Genomic DNA, 17,718 nt, shown 5'->3' on the forward strand with positions numbered 1-17,718 from the left:
ACTTTCGCGGCGCTATCACTTATATTACATCTTTAAATCTTGAGTCATCTGCACTAATTGAATCTGCATCCACTAATTCTAAACTTTTCTTCTTTTTAGCAAATGGCATCTTGATCACTGGCCTAACTGGACTTGCCACTACAGGTTGCTCATCTGAAACATTTTGACCAAATACAATCATTTGAATATCTTCGACAATTCTTGAAAGATCATTTGATTGCTCTTTAAGTTCTGCTGCCTTTGATGAAGAAGTATGTGCAACTGATGTATTTTGTTGCGTTACTGCATCAAGTTGTTGAACAGCAGTTGTGATCTCGTTTACACCTGCTGATTGCTCAGTTGATGAAGCAGCGATTTGTTTAACAGAGCTATTTACTTCGTTAAAGCTTTCTAGAATCTCACTTAAGACAGAGTCACATGTTTTAATCTCAACTAAACTTTCATCAACAGATTTCTTTCCGTGCTCAATAATCCCAGACATTTTAGATTTTGAGTTTTCAACAGTGCGGTGAACTTGGCCAATACTTCGCTCTAGTAGTTCTGTAATCTCTTGGGCCGCCGTTCCACTCATCGCAGCTAGGGCACCAACTTCCTCTGCTACAACTGCAAAGCCTTTCCCATGTTCTCCAGCTCTTGCTGCCTCAACTGAAGCATTGAAAGAGAGTAGCTTAGTTTGGAAAACAATATCATTGATAACTTTTGTTTTTTCTGAAATCTCATCAATTACTTTTGTTATATTTTGAATCTCAACATTATTTTCTTCTACACTTTGAATTAGGACTTCATTATTTTTGTGAATATCCTCAATTTTATGTTTTACACTACTTACATACTCTTTACCTTCTTGTGCCTTGGTCTGACTTTTTTCTGAAAGGTCTGAGGTTGTAGTAGCATTCTCAGAGTTTCTATCGACCATCGCTGAAATTTCAGTAATTGAAGCGGAGGTCTCTTGCAGACTGGCCGCTTGCTGTTCTGTTGCAGATGAGAGATCAGATGAACTCTGTGCAAGAGCGTTGGCGGAGTTTAGAACATTATGTGCTCCAACCTTAAGCCCCTCTGCAAGCTTCACAAGACTATTAGAGATAGCTTTTGAAAATGTTAGAGCAAGTAGTAAAATTGCAATCCCAGAAATTGTAATTAAAGTCATGATTACATTTCTTACTGTATAAAGTGATGCAAGAGCTTCATCTTCATCCATTTCACTTAAGATATACCAATCAAGTCCTGCAATATTTAGTGGCTTATATGCACTAATAACGTTTACATCACGATAATCTTTAAAGATTTCAGCTCCAGCTTTTCCGTCTACAACACGATCTGCACCAAGAGTATCAATCTTAGCAGCAAGGGCAGATGTCTTTTTCGACTTCATATAATTAATCGCACTCTCGCTTAGTCCTACTTTATGCATTGTTTTAAAGAAGTTTGATTCGTCTTCTACAAGAGCTCTTGAAACACTTCTCATCACTTTATCTTTACCGATAATATAAGTTTCTCCTGAATCTCCTTGGCCCTGCTCTTTCCACTTTTTATCACTTGTTAAAATTTGATTGATCTTAGCAACTGGTACTTGGAAAACTAGTACAGCACTTAACTTGTCATTCTCAAAAATAGGTGCGGAGATAAATTGTGCTGGCGATTCGTAACTTGGATAGTACTTTTGAATATCTGTAAAGAAGAACGCATCTTTAGATTTTGCATTAAGTGCTAAGTTATAAGCTTGCGCTAGGCCTGAGCTTGCATAAGGACCAGTTTTAAGGTTTGTGGCAAAGTCAGCTTCTTTGTAGACAGAGTAAATAACCTGGGCCTTTTGAGCATCAATTAGAAAAATATCATAATAACCAAACTTATTTAGGTATGTACGAAATGCATCATGATATCTTTCATGTGTTTTAGAATAATTTGATCCATCTTTAAGTGAAACTAGCTCATCTTTTGAGCCTAGAGGACTCTTATTAGAGCTAATAAATGCGTTTTGAAGAAGTAACTCATTCTTGCTTAATTCTCTAATGATTTCACTTGTTCTATTAAATTCATATCCAATATTCGTTTTATTATATTGGCCCCCAAACTCGTTAGCATAGAAGGATGTGAGTGCTGATTTCGCTTCATTGAAATCAGTTCTTGTTTCTATTTCATAAGTCTGGAAAGCTTTTTTGAATTTTCTTGCAGCATCAATAGTTGAAATATTTTGGGCCAATGCCGAGACTTGGCCGCCCATTGTTTTATACAGTTCTTCGAGTTGAAAGCTTCGTCCTTCACGTACCGAAATAAGCATATTTTCAGCATTCTTATGTAGAGTCTTATCGACATTGTTAAGAACCACGAATGTTATTGTTAATGAAGGTAGTAGGCCCGCCAATAAGAAGCCGAGAACCAATTTTTTACTTAGGGAAAATTTACTAATGTTCATTAACTATCCTTTTATTAGTATAAAATAATATTGTTAATTGGGTTATCGATTGATTGCTAAATAACTTTATAGAAGGCACTAGTTTCTTTGTCATGAGGAAAATTTGTTTACAATTCTGAAGCCTAATTAAAACCATCCGTTAGAAGATTCTCGGTGAAAAAACCTGATTTTTATTATAAAAAAACTCTAATTAAAATTTATTAAGCTCTAACAAGATTATTGTCTGAGCTAAACTTCATTATTACAGTATTAGCTATGGAAGCCACCAAACACCACGAGCTATCAAGTAATTTCTGGAATGAGCTGCAAGAGGCATTTAGAGTGAAGTCATATTAATAGGGTAATATCCTTAGTGTTGTTGGCCTTTTTATTTACAGGTGTATACTTAATCAATTGGAGTGCAATTAATGAAACAATTAAATAATGAAATCAAAAAGTTCTTAGTTGAAAATACTTTCAACAATATTGATATATTAATTAGTAATAGGGTTATTTTAAAACTCGATACTGAAAGTCTTCACGATAAGTTAATTATAAGAAAACGTGGAGGTTACTGCTTTGAAAATAATCAATACTTCTATTCTCAATTGAAAGAAGGGGTAAAGGAGGTTCGGAGAGTTCTTGGCCGAGTTGTCTATGGAGATACACCAGATGATAAACCAAGATCTCATCAGGCTACAGTTATTACGATTGATAATAAGCAATATCTAGTCGATGTTGGCTTTGGGCCATATACTCCTGGAGCAGTTATACCTTTGAGTGGAGAAGAGATTGAGAGCTTTAATAAGAGAGTTTACCGAGTTACAAAAATAAATGAGATTGATTATCAACTAGAGATTGAAAAGAAAGATGGTTTCTTTTCTCTCTATCAATTCAACCTTGCTAATTATAATGATGCTGACTTTAAAGTAGCAAATTACTATACCAATACTCATGATGATTCAAAATTTACAACATCTCTTGTTCTCTCTCAGCAAACTGAAAATGGGACAAAATTTATTAGTAATCTTCTGTACTCGGAAATATGTGGTGAGCAGAGAAGAGATATTGAAATTAAATCTGCATCCGAGATGTATGAAATTATATCTGGCGAATTCAATGCACACTTTAGTGAACAGGAATGTGAAGATTTATTTAAGATTGTTAGAAGATTAATTTAAACTAAGTTGTGGTGATTAACTCTTATTGTTTTGGTTGACGAGGCGTCAATAAAAAGAGAAAAGATTATTATGAGTAATAATTTCGCTAGTTTAAAAATTGATATCCGTTTAAAGAGAAACCTAAAAGATTTAAAGTTTGAAGAGATGACTCCTATTCAAGAGGAAGCTCTACCTATTATTCTTGAAGGAAAAGATATAATCGCTCAGGCCAAAACAGGTAGTGGAAAAACCGTTGCTTTTGGGTTGGGAGTTCTTAACTCTATTGATTTAAAGCAAAGTAGACCTCAATGCTTAATCTTGTGCCCGACAAGAGAGCTTGCTGAACAAGTGGCCATGGAGCTAAGAAAGCTTGCTCGAGCTATTGCAAACTTAAAAGTTTTAACGATAACGGGTGGAAGCTCTGAATACCATCAAGAGAAATCTCTGGGACATGGTGCTCATATAATAGTTGGAACCCCCGGGCGAGTAATAAAGCTACTTAAGAGAAAAGCTCTGATTCTTGATTTTGTAAAACAATATGTGCTCGACGAAGCTGATCGAATGTTAGATATGGGCTTTATTGATGATATCTCACGAATCTCGACTTATGTTCCTAAAAATCGTCAAACCCTCTTATTCTCTGCCACTTTTCCTGAAGACATTGAAGAGCTTGGGAAGAGGCTACAAAATGATGCCGTAAGGGTTAGTGTTGACGTTACTCATGAAGGATCAAATATCAAAGAAGAGTTTTTTCAACTTGATTCTCATAAAGATAAGATGTCTGCTCTTATTAAAGTTTTGGCCGCCTATCAGGCGAAGCGTTTTATTGTCTTTTGTAAAACAAAGAGAATTTCTGATACTGTGGCCGATGATTTATGTAAGAACGGAGTAATTGTTGAGTCAATCCACGGTGACCTTGATCAAAACGAGCGAACTGCTGCACTAACGATGTTCTCAAATAAGAGCTTAAATGGAATTGTCGCTACTGATGTTGCGGCAAGAGGTATTGATATTAAAGATCTCGATCTTGTTGTGAATTTTGACCTTTCTAATGATCCAGAGGTTTATGTTCATAGAATTGGAAGAACTGGACGAGCTGGTAATGAGGGGAGAGCTGTTAGCTTTCTTGTCGAACAAGAATTAGAGAGCTTTGAGAATATTTGTGAATATCAAAAAGCTGATTATCAATTAAAAGGGTTAGATGCTCTTTCTGGTGAAAATGAGTATAGTATTAAACCAGAGATGGCGACTATTTATGTTCTCGCAGGTAAAAGGGATAAACTAAGACCTGGTGATTTTGTGGGAGCAATTGTTGGAGAAGCCGGTATTAATTCGCAAGAAATCGGAGATATTTTAGTAACAAAGAATAAGAGCTACATTGCTGTTAAAGCTGATCTTATTAAACATGTTGTTCACAGTCTTAGAAAAGGAAAAATTAAGAAGAGGAGATTTAAGTTAGGATTTCTTTAATGAGTATTCCTTTTTAAGATTGGAGCTCTTTCAATTAACCCAAGAGGTGTTATTTGATGAGGAGAGTTTTAGCAAGTAATTGTCTGTGCGTGACTTTGTGTAAAAGCTTAGAGTTAGTGGGGTTATTATAGTGAAAAAGATTTCCGAAGAGTATAAGCGTGATCTATTAGAGTCAATTCCTGTTGTCTCGGATATGAATCTTGAGATTAAGACTGTAGATGATCAGAAAATCGTACTAAAGGCTCCTTTAAATAAGAATATTAATTATGAAGGAACGGCATTTGGTGGAAGTATCAATACTCTTGCGATTCTATCTTGTTATCTCCTAACTCATCATACGATGAAAATTCACGATATTGATTTTAAATCTCTCGTTATTCAAAATAGTGAAATTGATTACCTTATGCCTGTTGATTCAGACTTTGAAGCTGTGGCAGAAATTGACGAGGTTTCAGTTGCTATCTTCATTCGATCTCTTAAACGCAGAAAGGTCGGACGCTTAAATGTTCACTCGAAGATTATGGTAGGAGACAGTATAAGAGCAAGCTTTAAGGGCCGCTTTGTCGCTACTTTATAATTCGCATTTTTCTTTTGTTAGAAGTAAGTGACCACTCAAGTATTGCTTCGAGGGAAGTTGAAAAGTCACTGCTGTATGTCGAAGTTAAAGTCTTTTAAAGCTAAGGCATTCATAAAGTGGTGCTTTATAAGTTGTGCACTTAGCTCAAATACTTTCTAACTTTTAAGTAACTAATAACTTTAATTAGTTCCATATTTTGGTACTTTGAAATCAGTTGTTCTGCACTATCTCAATATGGGGTATGGTTTTTTCATCATCTAAATATTATTAGATGAATAATAGAAGGAGCATATTATGTTTAACTATTTAGGTACTATCATTATTAAATAATTTAGAGGCCTCCTTAAGTGGAGGCATTCTTGTTTGTACATATTTTCAAGCCTTTATTTTCCAAAAATATTGTAAAAGTAACTGATTCCTTAGAAGTCATTTGAAGAAGCTCATCCTTTCTACTAAATTCAGCGAGAATAGAAGAAGGGAAATTCATGAAAATCACAATCTTAAGCCTATTATTATCTCTTGGTGTTAACGCCGAAATGGTGTCGATTAGACAATATCAAACTCCAGTTAAGAACCAAAAAGACAGAAATACATGTGCATACTTTGCGGTAACGGCCATGCTTGAGGGTGCTATTAAAAAGAGATTTGATATGGAGTTTGATATTTCAGAGCAATTTCAAATTTACTATGGAAAAGAGTACTTTGGTGAATACCCAAATGCTGAGCATGGATACACTTATGAAATTGCACGTAATTTTCGTAATCAATACTTCTTTATCGAGGAGGCACAGCTTCCTTACCAAATGAGTTACTTTGAAAATAATGGCCCTTGCTCACAATATGATCCATTTGATCAAAGTACGCCGTCTTACTGTTTCTCTCATGCTCCAGTCGATACTAACTCACTTAAAAGAGTGAAAGTGGATGGATTAGAAGTAAAAATGGTCACCAATTTGTGGAGCTCTTGGAAATCTAAAACTGATTTATATGAGGATGAAATTAGAAGTGGGAATGGACTTGTAGCAACAGTTCTCGTTTATTCTCCACTTTGGGAAAATGCTCATGTGACACTTCCTGATGAAACTTTTGCAAAGTGTGAATCGGGTGAAGTCGCCTGCTATGGCCATGCGATTCACTTTACTGGTTTTGATAAAGAAAAGAAAATCTTTCAATTTAAGAATAGCTGGTCTAGTGATTGGGGTGATGAAGGTTATGGTTATATGTCTTATGAGTATGTCATGAAGCACGCTGTAGATCCGATCTCATTTAGGTGGGACCGTTTTTTTGCCGATATCAGAAAATAATATCAAACAAGAGATTTAAAACTCTGCTTATTAATGAGATGGTATGAGCTTTTATTGAGAGAAATGTGAAGTTAGTTGACCTTCGGCTCTTTTAAAGTTCTTGAACGTTAAATGGGAATTATAGGAACTTAGTTAATGAAAAAACAAGAGTTTAAAATATGGGTGGATGCAGATGCTTGTCCTAAAGTTGTAAAAGAGATTCTCTTTAAAACCTCTGTACGTTTACAAATCCCACTCGTTCTTGTCGCTAATTCTTATATGAATATTCCACTTCATGAATTAATTTCTTTTGTAAAAGTTGAAAGTGGAGCCGATGTTGCTGATATGTATATTGCCGAACATGTAGAGATTCAAGACCTTGTTATTACTGCTGATATTCCCTTGGCAGCAGAGGTTGTAAAAAAAGGGACGCTTGCTATTAACCCACGCGGAGAGCTCTATGATGAAGAGAATATTGGAGAGCGCCTTTCAATGAGAGACTTCATGCAAGAGTTAAGAGACGGTGGAATGGTTACAGGTGGCCCAGATGCATTTGGCCCCAAGGATAAGCAGAAGTTCGCGAACTCGTTAAATAAAATCCTTTCTAAGAAGGGGTGTCAGTAAATATAGTTTACGCTTTGAATGATAAAGATTGACTTGTACCATAAATAAAGAGATGAAGTGTATTGATCTGGATACATATTAAATATTTGCCATTGCTAGTATTTGGATTAAGCAACGGCACTAATGCTTTAAAGCAAGGGTATTTACTATGTCATCAGTCAATTCATTTGATTCTCTTAAGTTATTACCAGAAATTCTCTCTAGTCTTAAAAAGAAGGGCTACACAAAACCAACTCCTATTCAGGCGGGCTCAATCCCTCACTTACTAAATGGTGGAGATATTCTTGGGATTGCTCAAACTGGAACTGGAAAGACTGCTGCGTTCTCGCTACCAATACTAAATAATCTTAGTTCTAATAAAGTTAAAACAAAGCCAAGGCATATGAGGACTCTCATCCTTACGCCAACGAGAGAATTAGCATCGCAGATTAACGAAAATATTGAAGAGTATGGGAAGGGCCTAGGCATAAAGAGTACGGTTATCTTTGGTGGAGTTAAACCAAGGCCTCAGATTCAACAGTTAAAGAAGGGAATGGATGTCATTATTGCAACTCCAGGTCGCTTTTTAGATCTCATGGGTGATGATCATATCAAATTTACTCAACTTGAAACCTTTGTTCTTGATGAAGCCGACCGTATGCTTGATATGGGCTTTATTCGCGATGTAAATAAAATCATTGCCAAGCTTCCAAAGAAGAGACAAACACTGCTATTCTCGGCAACAATGCCTCAAGATATTGTGAACCTATCAAAGAAGCTTCTTGTTAAGCCTAAGAAAGTAGAGGTTACTCCAGAGTCAACAACAGTCGAAAGAATTGATCAAAAAATCAATTTCGTTCATAAAACAAATAAGCCAAAACTTTTAAAAAGTATCTTAGAAGATCAAACAATTGAGCACGTGCTTGTTTTTACAAAAACAAAGCATGGAGCAAATCGTGTCGTAAAGCATCTTGAGCAAGTGGGAATTACGGCCGCGGCGATACACGGTAACAAGTCGCAAAGTGCACGCGAGAAGGCACTTGGTGGATTTAGAAAAGGTGACATTAGAGTTCTTGTTGCAACTGATATTGCTGCTCGAGGAATTGATGTTTCTCACATCACTCACGTTATAAATTACAATCTTCCAGATGATCCTAAAAGTTATGTTCACAGAATCGGGCGAACAGCAAGAGCTGGCCGAGATGGAGTTGCTATTTCATTTTGTGATGACACAGAAAAGAACCTTTTAAAAGATATTGAGAAAACAATTAAGTATCAAATTCCTCAAGATAAGGATCACCCGTTTCATGGTGTCGCAGGAACTCCTGCACAACCCCAAAATAATCGACGTCCAGAAAAGAAGAAGCAGACATCTTCAAGAAGTGGTGCGAAGTCTAAAGGCAATAAGACGAGTAAATCGAATAATCAACAAAGAAGTGCGAGACGCAGACGTGCTGCAAGTAAAGCGAAGTCGATTAAAATAGGTTAGCGGGATTACTTCTTTTATGGCCCAATATGCTTCCATACAGAAAGCAGGGTTTTAAGTTTTCTGGTACGTCGATACTTTTGGCATTTTTAACGACTTATATTCTTTTGAGAGGTGATTTCTCTTTTCTTGCATCTTAAGACTGTATTCTTCACAAGATATTTTACATCTTTCATCGATCTAGAGTGATAATTGCGAAAATATGGTCAATATTGGCGGAACTAGACTTGTAAGTTGTTATTTGTACCAAAAGTATCGACGTACCGAAGGTGCTGGCATTACCAATTTGAAATTTAGTGTTATCGAAAATGTTAGTGAGATTGCAGAGTTGGTTACCCGAAAGCTCCCATCGTGGTCGCTTCTGGGTTGTCTTGCGTAATCTGCTCCTACAGATGGCCGCAAGCAAAAAAAAAGCCGAGTGGGTTAACTCGGCTTTAATATCTTAGTCTCCGAAGAGATTAAAACTTGAATGTTACGAAATGAAAAAAATGGCGGGAGCGAAGGGACTCGAACCCTCGGCCTTCTGCGTGACAGGCAGACGTTATAACCAACTTAACTACGCCCCCTCATTTCGTAAGACTTAATATAGGGATTTCGGTTTCATTCGTCAATAGAAAAATTTAAAAAAAGTTCAATTTTTTTTTGCCCTTCTATAAAATTTGTCTACTGAGTAGTAAAAATACCAGTAATAAAGGACGTCTTAGATTATTTCTGCTAAGATTAGCCAAGATAAAAAAGGTAAAATTTATGAGTTTTTTAACGTCACTTTGGAATTATATTTTAGTCTCTGCCCCATTTTTAATGTTCGGGCTTCTTGTTGCAGGTATTATTAAGGCATTTATCTCTGTTGAGAGAATTAAAAAGGCCATGGGTGGTAAGGGCCTGATGGGTGCTATAAAAGCATCACTCCTTGGAATCCCACTTCCTCTGTGTAGCTGTGCTGTTATTCCTACCGCTGCTACACTTAAGAAACAGGGAGCTTCAAACTCCGCCACCTCTGCATTTCTAATTGCAACCCCTGAGTCTGGGGTTGATTCAATTGCCATGACTTATGGAATGATGGATATCCCAATGACAGTTATTCGTCCAGTTGCTGCTTTCGTTTCAGCATTTGTAGCAGGTGCGCTTCAGTTAGTTTTTAAAACGGATAGTGATGTAGTTCAGATGGAAGCGGAAGTTAAAGCTAGCTGTTGTGGAAGCTCTAACAAGAAAGATGAAAGTGTTATAGTAAAGCAAAGCTTTGGAAAAAAGGCCAAGGCCTCATTTCATTTTGGGTTTATTGAACTTGTTGATGATATGGCAATTTGGTTGGCCTTTGGAATTGTGGCCGGTGCACTTATTGATTTTGCTCTTCCTGCAAATTTCTTTGATGGACTTTCTGGTTGGGCCGGAAGGGGAGCAATCCTTCTTGTTGGTATTCCTCTCTATATATGTGCATCTGCGACAACACCAATTGCTGCATCTCTTGTAATGAAAGGAATGAGCCCTGGTATGGCCTTATTATTTCTTCTAGTTGGTCCTGCTACAAATATATCAAATATTCTTGTTATCGGTCAGTATATAGGTAAGAGAGGAGTAGTGATTAACCTTCTTTCAATTGCACTTGTTGCTTTAGGTTTTTCATTTTTAACGGATTATCTATACAGCGCTTTTTCTTGGCCACTTAATTTTAATATTTCTCATCATAATCATGACTCATCAAGTTGGTGGGAAATTTCACTAGCAGTTGCATTTACAATGCTACTTCTTCGCTCGCTTGTATTTGTTGAGCTTCCTAAAAGAATTAAAAAATATTTTGAAGATAAAGGAAATTCAGGTAGCTGTTGCGGATAACAGCTACCTTTTTAAATATAGAAGTCTTTATTTGTGGCGTTTTTCGATATCGTCTTTTGATTTATAGATCATGCTTCCAAGGCCGTTGATAATGGCCGAGGAACGTTTCCCTAAGGCCACTCCCTGCACATTGGCTTCAAAATTTTCAATATCAAAAATTTCCATCTTGTCTGAATCATGCCAGTCACGACTAAATCGTCTTTCAAAACTCGCAACTTCTTTCTTATCAAAGATCTGGGCACCAAACTCTCTAAATGAGCCCTGGAGAGTATCTGGGTTAATATTGGAAGAGCCACCTAAAACAGTGATTCCATCAATTGATGTGATCTTTCTATGGTTTTCTTGGTGATATTCTTTCGTCGATCCGTCTGGAAAGTTTGCTGTGATACCGTAAGTCTTACGAGCACGTACTTGAATTCCTGCATCAACTAGCTTTTTTACGAATAGGGTATTTGGTAGTCCATTCATTCCAAAGTTTCCGTTATGGTCGATAACAAGCTTGATATCAAGTAGAGGATTTTGTCTCTTTGCTTTTACAAGAGCATCTATTACATACGAATCATACAAGAATAGCTGTTCCATAAAGATATTCTTTTCGGCCTTTGAGATCATATCAACTAAGATATTTCGAACATTCTTAATTGTTCCATCAACATCAGCTTCAGCAAGGCGAATGACAGAATCACCCTTAACCTCATACTTCTCTTTTTTTACTCTCATATCTTCTAGAATTTGATCTTTTTTAGCGAGATAAGCGCGGTTATCAAAGCCTTGCTCTTTATAATAGAACCCAATGAGCTCTTTTGGATCTTCTGTAAGTGCTGCTTCTAGATCTCGGTAGTATGAAGCCTGAACAAGTCCGGCAGCTGCTCCCGTCACGTAGATTGCATCATCGTAGTAATAACCACCACTGTGATCAGTCCAGTTCTTTGAACCAAAATATGCCTGTGCATTTTCAGTATTTCCATCAACGACAATTACTTTAGAGTGGTCGATTTTTGACTCAAAATAAGTACTACCTGACTCAAAATATTTAATAGCTTCAGCTGTTTTTGGAATTAGCTTTGTAATACCAAAAGGAATTCCTGGAGGGTGGCGCTGAATATTTGCTTGTAGGAGAGATACGCTCTTCTTTAATACAGGATCCTTTTCACGGCGCTCTTTGATATATTCAAAAATTGGCATCATTTCATCTAGCATATTGTAGTTAGTTGCGTAGTCGTGGAGTAGGACAACTTTAAAATTTGGGTTTGCCTTAAGCTTCTCTTTAGTTTGATCTAAAAGGTACTCCGAAAGAGTTGCACCTAGTGTTCCCCCAAATAGGAAAATATCGATAAAGATTGAATCCTTAGAGCTTGCAATCATATCACGAATTTTGATGTAGATTGGATCCTGTTGAAAAATGATATTTCCTGTTGGGTCGTCAGCTGTTGGCATTTTTATATAGTCTGAGTCAAAGTCTAGCGTCCCGCCAGCAAAGATAACCCTTTGATTAAGCCAATCGATACGATCAAGGGATCTTTCATTTTCTGATACAATCTCTGTTTTATTTGAAGGGACAAAGCCAAGTGCAGAGAGTGAGTAGTTATTAATATCACTAAATGTCTCTGTGAAGTCGATCGTTGCAATTTCATTTTCTTTAATGCTTTCAACTACATTTTTACTACTGGCGATCTTCATTGCTTGAAGTTTTAAAGTAGGAAAGTATGTTGAAATAGAATTTGAATTGATTCCCTTTCTCGTAATTTTAGACAGAAGCTTTTGGGCCGCTTTCTTATCCTTATCTTTCGTGAGTGGATTATCAATAAAGTCTCTAAGGATAAAGAGTTTGTAGGCCAAGAAGTAGTAGATAACTTTTCCAAGCTCTTTTTCATTTGGCGAGACCTTTGTCCAGTAAGTAACCGGCATGGCAATTTTACTTGGAAGCACACTGTCGACTTCTTTAAGAAATTTAACAGCAGCTTTCTCTTTTGATTTGTCTAGCTCTTTGATCGTATCAAAGAAAGATGGTGCATGAGCATAGTCACGCTGGCCATAGACTGACTGATAAGACTCTAGAAATAACTTTTGAGAGTCAAGTCGATCTTTAATGTTGAAACTTGTAGCAAATGATTGGACTGCAAGTGTCGAAAGTAGAGCTGTTGTTAATAATTTCTTTGTCGATTTCATAGTCGATCCTATTATTTAATAAATTTTTCTAAGTTAAGTTTTTCTACTAGGTACCCTGTATTCTCTTGTAGAAGAGTTTTCTTAATTGCATCTTTAACATGCATTCTTAAGTCATAATCTCTAGGATTAGTTGTTACACGACTTTTCTTGGTGAACTTCTTATCTTTGTGACTGTAGACAAGCGTTTTAATTTCACCAGTAAAATTTGTACGAATAGTACCGTTCGAGTAGTCGCCTTTGATTTTAAATTTTGAAGTCTGAATATCATTCTTCTTGCTAAAGAAGCTGAAGATTCTCTTGAAAAAGCTATCATGCTTCTTGTCTAAAGATACGATTTCACCAAAGTGAAAGATGGTTTTTGTCTTCTTTGGAATTAGACTGGAAAGATTGTACTCATAAATGGTATCAACAGTCAGAACATGGGGCATTTCTTTCTTCGCTTCAAATTCCTGCTCTGTAATATTTAAGTACTTCGATTTGAAAGATTCAATCTTTAAGTCTGTAGGGTAGTTAACTCGGTAGTACTTACGAAGTCGAACATATCCTTTAATACCGTTTTTCCTAGGCTTTGGAATCGGTTGAGAAATTTTCCAGTCTGTATCAATCAGTTCTGATGTCAGTGTGATTGCCCCACCAAGGTATTGGTAGATATCATTGGAAACAGGAATCTGTGTGTCGAGTACACGGTGAGAAAAATTCTTATTATATGTTTGGTAAGCTTCATAAAGTGTTCCTTGAGACTCAAGGTTTATAAGCTGGTTTGTTTTTAATTCATCTTTGTAAGAAACAGTATCTTTGTTATAAGGCGTAAACATAATATCGAATTCAAAATTTGAATCGATAAGCTTGTGTACTTTTATTGTATAGACAAAGGTATTAAGGAATTCCTTTGTTAACTCAGGAAGAACTTCTGACTTAAGAGTTGTTCCATCTTGATTACCTTTTTCAATAAGTCTTTTGAAACCGGCCGTAAGACCCTTTTCAATTGCTTCTTTTCCATTTTTTGTGAAATACTTTGCACCTTTGTCTGACCAGAAATCGACTGACATCTTGTAGTCAACGTTACCGTTGAAGTCCTCGTAGATGAGAAAGTCTTCAAAAGGAAAAAGCTGTTGGTATTCTTTGTATTCGCCCGGAACCTTTTGTGAGGCTGGGGCCCTTCGTTCTTGAATCTTTTCTTTTGAATAGACGTTATCAAATTTTGATGTAGAAAAGAATTGATACGCGACAAATGTATTAACACTAAGTATGCACGCTAAAGCGAAAAAACTTTGTTTCTTACCTTCTTTCATAATATGTCTCTCTAATTTGTAAATATCCTTCTTCTCTTGTCGGCTTTTAAATGCAAAAACTTTACTTCTTATTCGTAATACCTTGAAAGTACGTGATAGAAGTAAAGTCAGACTCTTTTGCTTGTAAAAAAGTCTAATTGTTTTTTATATATTACCTCCCTACATATTACCTTTATTTAAGTTTAGAAAAATTCGGATGGAAGTTATCGTTATTTACAACCAAAAAAACATGGAGGAAAAAAATGAAAAAGGTAATTCTAAGTCTAATTCTTGCAACAGGTCTTTCGTTTAATGCATCTGCAGCAGTTGGTATGTTAACAGGTAATTGCTACATCGCTTACACAGGACTTCTTGCAATGAAAGTAGGTGTAGGTTATTCAGTTAAAGCGATCTTTACTGGTGAACAAAAAGACTGGGCGAAGGCCGCAAAGATTGGACTAGCTGGTTTAATCGTTTTAGATAATGAGGGACTGGCCGAGTTTGGTCCTGTTTATGGAACTATGAAAGGTGTAAATGCTGATCAAATTGCTATTTATAACTCTGAAGTTGAAGAAGCGAATTTAATTTTAGAAGAAGTTATTTCGCAAATGGATCGCGATACATCGGTAGCAGAAACTAAAGAAATTTGGGCACGCTACGAATCTTCTCTTTCTCCTGAAACACTAGATGTAATGCGTGCGATTGTTTCAGAATAAATAATACCTTCTACAAAAAATAAAGGCCCTCTATGGAGGGCCTTTTATTATTTTTATAAATTTTCTTCGTAAACGAGTTGTTTAATATCTTTGACATTATCGACGTAAAGCTTTCCATAAAGGTGATCAATCTCGTGTTGAAACACTGTTGCTAAAAAGTCCTTCGCTTCAAAAGTAACTTCTTCTGCTTTCTCATTTAGATAGGTTACACGAATATGATTTGGTCTTTCCACATATCCTCTAAGGCCTGGGACAGAAAGACATCCTTCCCAGTAACCATCTTCTTTATCCGTTAAAAATTCAATTTTAGGGTTAAAGATAATCATTTTACCACTAGGGTTAGCGTCTTCGTAGCGAGAGTCTTCTGGTACGTCAATAATTGTAACTTTCTTAGATACTCCTATTTGAGGAGCTGCGATTCCGATACCACCAGCTGCTATCATTGAATCATTCATATTTTCTAGAAGCTGCTTTGTTTCTTCACTTAGTATCTCTTCTTTTGTAAAGTCTTGCGCTATTTCTCTTAATACGGGATCGCCCATTGTTCTGATTCTTTGAACTGTCATAATTTTATTCCTTTAAATTTACTTTCACCCTCGATTCTATCATAATTTTAATATGAAAATCTTATTTGTTTGTCTTGGTAATATATGTCGTTCACCTGCCGCTGATGGAGTTCTTCTTCATCGAATAAAAGAGCTCGACTTAGCTGAACAAATTCAGGTGGACTCTGCTGGTACGAGTGCATATCATGAAGGAGAAGGAGCGGATCGACGTATGCAAGAGCATGCTAATAAAAGAGGGTATACACTCCCTAGTATATCAAGAGGTTTTACCAAACGGGATCTCGAAGAGTTTGATCTTATTATTGCAATGGATAAGTCAAATTATCGAAATATTCTTAAGCTAGACATTGAGGGGAAGTATAAGAATAAGGTGAAATTATTTTGTAGCTTTTGTAGTGGCCCTTATACTTCTTATGAAGAAGTTCCTGACCCGTACTTTGGAGGGGCAAGGGGTTTTGAAGAAGTAATGGACCTCGTTGAAAATGGAGTAGAAGGAATTCTAAATCAATATGGCAATAAAGAAAGATAATTATATTACTCCTCGTGGGTACACTAAGCTTGAAGAAGAATTGACTTTTTTAATGAAGACGGAAAGACCTGAGGTGACGGCCACAGTTAAGTGGGCAGCTTCTTTAGGTGATCGTTCAGAAAATGCTGACTATCAATATGGAAAGAAGAGACTTCGTGAAATTGATCGACGAATTCGCTTTTTAAATACTCGAATTAACGCGGCCTTAATTGTGGACCCACTTTCTGTCTCATCTGAAAAAATTCAATTTGGCGCAACGGTTATCTTGGAAGATGAGGAAGGTAATGAAAAGAAATACTCAATTGTTGGAGTTGATGAAGTTGACACGACAAAGGGACTTGTTAGTTGGAAGTCTCCGATTGCAAGGGCCATGATTGGTAAGGAAGAAGGGGATGAGGTTATTGTTCAGGCCCCAGGTGATGATTTTGAATACACAATTATAGAAATTAATTATATTGATATAGAGGTATAAGATGATAATTGAATGTCCAGTTTCCCTCGGTGAATTAGTTGATAAAATGACAATTTTAAAAATTAAGACAGAAAGAATTGAAGATGCTGAGCGTGTCCGTCTTGCTCAAGCAGAATATGATGAGCTTGAAAAAATTTTGACCAAGCTAAACCTAGAAGATATGGATAAGTTTATCAGTGAGCTAAAAGTAATTAATGAGAAGCTTTGGGTAATTGAAGATGATATTCGTTTGAAAGAGAAGGCCTGCGACTTTGGTGATGAATTTATCTCTCTGGCACGTAGTGTCTATAAAACAAATGATTTGAGATTTAAGGTTAAAAATTCAATCAATATGAGTTACAATTCTGGCATAAAAGAAGTCAAATCATATAAATAAATAACAAAAGAGTATTTAATGTCGAAAATTCCAACGAATTTGAAGTACCAACTTTACGAAAAGTCAGTTCAAAATCACGAAGCTGATATTGAATTTATCAACAAAGAGTATAAGAAGATTTTTGGACGCTCTCCAAGAACTTTAAGAGAAGACTTTGGTGGTACGGCCGCGATGGCATGTGACTGGGTAAAAGAAGCTGGTGATCGAGAAGCTTGGGGAATTGATCTTGATGAAGAGCCACAAGCGTATGGAATTGAAAATCACTACTCTCGTCTAACAGACGAAGAGAAAACACGTATGCATTATATCAATGGAAATGTGCTTGATAATTATGATTTTAAAGCAGATGTTACTGTTGCCTTTAATTTTTCATACTTTATTTTCAAAGAAAGAAATGTCCTTCTTAATTACTTTAAGCAGGTAAAGAAGAATATGGGACCAGAGAGTGTTTTCATGGTCGATATCTTTGGTGGAGAAGAGTGTCGTCAAGAGTTAGAGGAAGAAACAGAGCACGATGACCATACATACTTCTGGGATTGCGATAGCTACAATCCATTAACTGAAGAAGTACAATACTATATTCACTTTAAGACACATAGTGATGGAAAACTTTATCGCAAGGCCTTCTCTTATGATTGGAGACATTGGTCAATAGGTGAGATCAAAGACATAATGAAGGATGCTGGTTTTGAGAATATTATCACTTACTGGGAAGGTGAGGATGATGATGGCTCAGGCGATGGGATTTTCTATCGCTCATCAGTTGAAGAAAATTGTGAGTCTTGGGTAACCTATATTATGGCCTATTAATCTGA

At 36.4% G+C, this 17,718-nt stretch carries 16 protein-coding genes and 1 tRNA gene; 12 read left to right on the top strand and 5 right to left on the bottom strand.

Annotated elements, in window-relative coordinates:
- Positions 1-19: 19 nt before the first annotated feature.
- Positions 20-2,413, bottom strand: coding sequence for a methyl-accepting chemotaxis protein (locus M902_RS12440; RefSeq protein ID WP_021268432.1), 2,394 nt, complete (start codon positions 2,411-2,413; stop codon positions 20-22).
- A 407-nt stretch (positions 2,414-2,820) separates the two neighbouring features.
- Between M902_RS12440 and M902_RS12445 the strand changes: the two genes are divergently transcribed.
- From M902_RS12445 to M902_RS12470, 6 genes are all read left to right on the top strand, one after another.
- Positions 2,821-3,573, top strand: a complete 753-nt coding sequence (locus tag M902_RS12445) for an arylamine N-acetyltransferase (protein WP_021267805.1) — start codon at positions 2,821-2,823, stop codon at positions 3,571-3,573.
- A gap of 69 nt (positions 3,574-3,642) precedes the next feature.
- Complete coding sequence (dbpA, locus tag M902_RS12450; RefSeq protein WP_021267986.1) at positions 3,643-5,022, top strand: ATP-dependent RNA helicase DbpA; 1,380 nt, start codon at positions 3,643-3,645, stop codon at positions 5,020-5,022.
- 130 nt (positions 5,023-5,152) lie between these two features.
- Positions 5,153-5,599 (top strand): YiiD C-terminal domain-containing protein, encoded by a 447-nt coding sequence (locus M902_RS12455; protein ID WP_021268627.1) that lies wholly within the window; start codon positions 5,153-5,155, stop codon positions 5,597-5,599.
- 485 nt (positions 5,600-6,084) lie between these two features.
- Positions 6,085-6,903 (top strand): C1 family peptidase, encoded by an 819-nt coding sequence (locus tag M902_RS12460; protein WP_021268511.1) that lies wholly within the window; start codon positions 6,085-6,087, stop codon positions 6,901-6,903.
- A gap of 135 nt (positions 6,904-7,038) precedes the next feature.
- Complete coding sequence (locus tag M902_RS12465; RefSeq protein WP_021268748.1) at positions 7,039-7,506, top strand: YaiI/YqxD family protein; 468 nt, start codon at positions 7,039-7,041, stop codon at positions 7,504-7,506.
- 148 nt (positions 7,507-7,654) lie between these two features.
- Positions 7,655-8,974 carry a DEAD/DEAH box helicase gene (locus M902_RS12470; protein ID WP_021268399.1) on the top strand — a complete coding sequence of 440 codons (1,320 nt, stop codon included), beginning with the start codon at positions 7,655-7,657 and terminating at the stop codon, positions 8,972-8,974.
- A gap of 486 nt (positions 8,975-9,460) precedes the next feature.
- On the opposite strand, the gene M902_RS12475 is transcribed toward M902_RS12470, so the two are convergent.
- Positions 9,461-9,537, bottom strand: a tRNA-Asp gene (locus M902_RS12475).
- A 181-nt stretch (positions 9,538-9,718) separates the two neighbouring features.
- Here M902_RS12475 and M902_RS12480 point away from each other — a divergent pair.
- Positions 9,719-10,804 carry an SO_0444 family Cu/Zn efflux transporter gene (locus tag M902_RS12480; RefSeq protein ID WP_021268294.1) on the top strand — a complete coding sequence of 362 codons (1,086 nt, stop codon included), beginning with the start codon at positions 9,719-9,721 and terminating at the stop codon, positions 10,802-10,804.
- Positions 10,805-10,831: 27 nt separating this feature from the next.
- Here the strand turns inward: M902_RS12480 and M902_RS12485 are convergent, their stop codons facing one another.
- Positions 10,832-12,973 carry a phosphatidylserine/phosphatidylglycerophosphate/cardiolipin synthase family protein gene (locus M902_RS12485; RefSeq protein ID WP_021268127.1) on the bottom strand — a complete coding sequence of 714 codons (2,142 nt, stop codon included), beginning with the start codon at positions 12,971-12,973 and terminating at the stop codon, positions 10,832-10,834.
- Positions 12,974-12,984: 11 nt separating this feature from the next.
- On the bottom strand, positions 12,985-14,265 hold the full coding sequence (locus M902_RS12490; protein WP_021267808.1) for a hypothetical protein: 1,281 nt from the start codon (positions 14,263-14,265) through the stop codon (positions 12,985-12,987).
- A 242-nt stretch (positions 14,266-14,507) separates the two neighbouring features.
- Here M902_RS12490 and M902_RS12495 point away from each other — a divergent pair, with 242 nt between their 5' ends.
- Complete coding sequence (locus M902_RS12495; RefSeq protein WP_021267965.1) at positions 14,508-14,960, top strand: hypothetical protein; 453 nt, start codon at positions 14,508-14,510, stop codon at positions 14,958-14,960.
- A 53-nt stretch (positions 14,961-15,013) separates the two neighbouring features.
- On the opposite strand, the gene def is transcribed toward M902_RS12495, so the two are convergent.
- The gene (gene def, locus M902_RS12500; RefSeq protein ID WP_021268520.1) at positions 15,014-15,526 is read right to left on the bottom strand and encodes a peptide deformylase; all 513 of its coding nucleotides are present in this window, start codon (positions 15,524-15,526) and stop codon (positions 15,014-15,016) included.
- 52 nt (positions 15,527-15,578) lie between these two features.
- On the opposite strand from def, the gene M902_RS12505 reads away from it, so the two are divergent.
- The 4 genes from M902_RS12505 to M902_RS12520 are packed head-to-tail and all read left to right on the top strand — an operon-like array spanning position 15,579 to position 17,713.
- On the top strand, positions 15,579-16,055 hold the full coding sequence (locus M902_RS12505; protein WP_021268750.1) for a low molecular weight protein-tyrosine-phosphatase: 477 nt from the start codon (positions 15,579-15,581) through the stop codon (positions 16,053-16,055).
- Positions 16,036-16,527, top strand: a complete 492-nt coding sequence (greB, locus tag M902_RS12510; RefSeq protein WP_021268531.1) for a transcription elongation factor GreB — start codon at positions 16,036-16,038, stop codon at positions 16,525-16,527. The genes M902_RS12505 and greB overlap by 20 nt, the downstream gene beginning before the upstream one ends.
- 1 nt (position 16,528) lies before the next feature.
- Positions 16,529-16,903 carry a DUF6165 family protein gene (locus tag M902_RS12515; RefSeq protein WP_021268416.1) on the top strand — a complete coding sequence of 125 codons (375 nt, stop codon included), beginning with the start codon at positions 16,529-16,531 and terminating at the stop codon, positions 16,901-16,903.
- A gap of 18 nt (positions 16,904-16,921) precedes the next feature.
- The gene (locus M902_RS12520) at positions 16,922-17,713 is read left to right on the top strand and encodes a hypothetical protein (RefSeq protein ID WP_021267840.1); all 792 of its coding nucleotides are present in this window, start codon (positions 16,922-16,924) and stop codon (positions 17,711-17,713) included.
- Positions 17,714-17,718 lie beyond the last annotated feature (5 nt).

This window comes from Bacteriovorax sp. BAL6_X (assembly GCF_000443995.1).
GTDB lineage: Bacteria > Bdellovibrionota > Bacteriovoracia > Bacteriovoracales > Bacteriovoracaceae > Halobacteriovorax_A.

Bases quoted from the DNA above. Each gene is read 5' to 3' on its own strand.
- M902_RS12440 (WP_021268432.1), bottom strand. From the start codon at position 2,413: ATGAACATTAGTAAATTTTCCCTAAGTAAAAAATTGGTTCTCGGCTTC.
- M902_RS12505 (WP_021268750.1), top strand. From the start codon at position 15,579: ATGAAAATCTTATTTGTTTGTCTTGGTAATATATGTCGTTCACCTGCC.
- M902_RS12485 (WP_021268127.1), bottom strand. From the start codon at position 12,973: ATGAAATCGACAAAGAAATTATTAACAACAGCTCTACTTTCGACACTT.
- M902_RS12515 (WP_021268416.1), top strand. From the start codon at position 16,529: ATGATAATTGAATGTCCAGTTTCCCTCGGTGAATTAGTTGATAAAATG.
- M902_RS12445 (WP_021267805.1), top strand. From the start codon at position 2,821: ATGAAACAATTAAATAATGAAATCAAAAAGTTCTTAGTTGAAAATACT.
- M902_RS12465 (WP_021268748.1), top strand. From the start codon at position 7,039: ATGAAAAAACAAGAGTTTAAAATATGGGTGGATGCAGATGCTTGTCCT.
- M902_RS12480 (WP_021268294.1), top strand. From the start codon at position 9,719: ATGAGTTTTTTAACGTCACTTTGGAATTATATTTTAGTCTCTGCCCCA.
- M902_RS12460 (WP_021268511.1), top strand. From the start codon at position 6,085: ATGAAAATCACAATCTTAAGCCTATTATTATCTCTTGGTGTTAACGCC.
- def (WP_021268520.1), bottom strand. From the start codon at position 15,526: ATGACAGTTCAAAGAATCAGAACAATGGGCGATCCCGTATTAAGAGAA.
- M902_RS12495 (WP_021267965.1), top strand. From the start codon at position 14,508: ATGAAAAAGGTAATTCTAAGTCTAATTCTTGCAACAGGTCTTTCGTTT.
- M902_RS12490 (WP_021267808.1), bottom strand. From the start codon at position 14,265: ATGAAAGAAGGTAAGAAACAAAGTTTTTTCGCTTTAGCGTGCATACTT.
- greB (WP_021268531.1), top strand. From the start codon at position 16,036: ATGGCAATAAAGAAAGATAATTATATTACTCCTCGTGGGTACACTAAG.
- M902_RS12470 (WP_021268399.1), top strand. From the start codon at position 7,655: ATGTCATCAGTCAATTCATTTGATTCTCTTAAGTTATTACCAGAAATT.
- dbpA (WP_021267986.1), top strand. From the start codon at position 3,643: ATGAGTAATAATTTCGCTAGTTTAAAAATTGATATCCGTTTAAAGAGA.
- M902_RS12520 (WP_021267840.1), top strand. From the start codon at position 16,922: ATGTCGAAAATTCCAACGAATTTGAAGTACCAACTTTACGAAAAGTCA.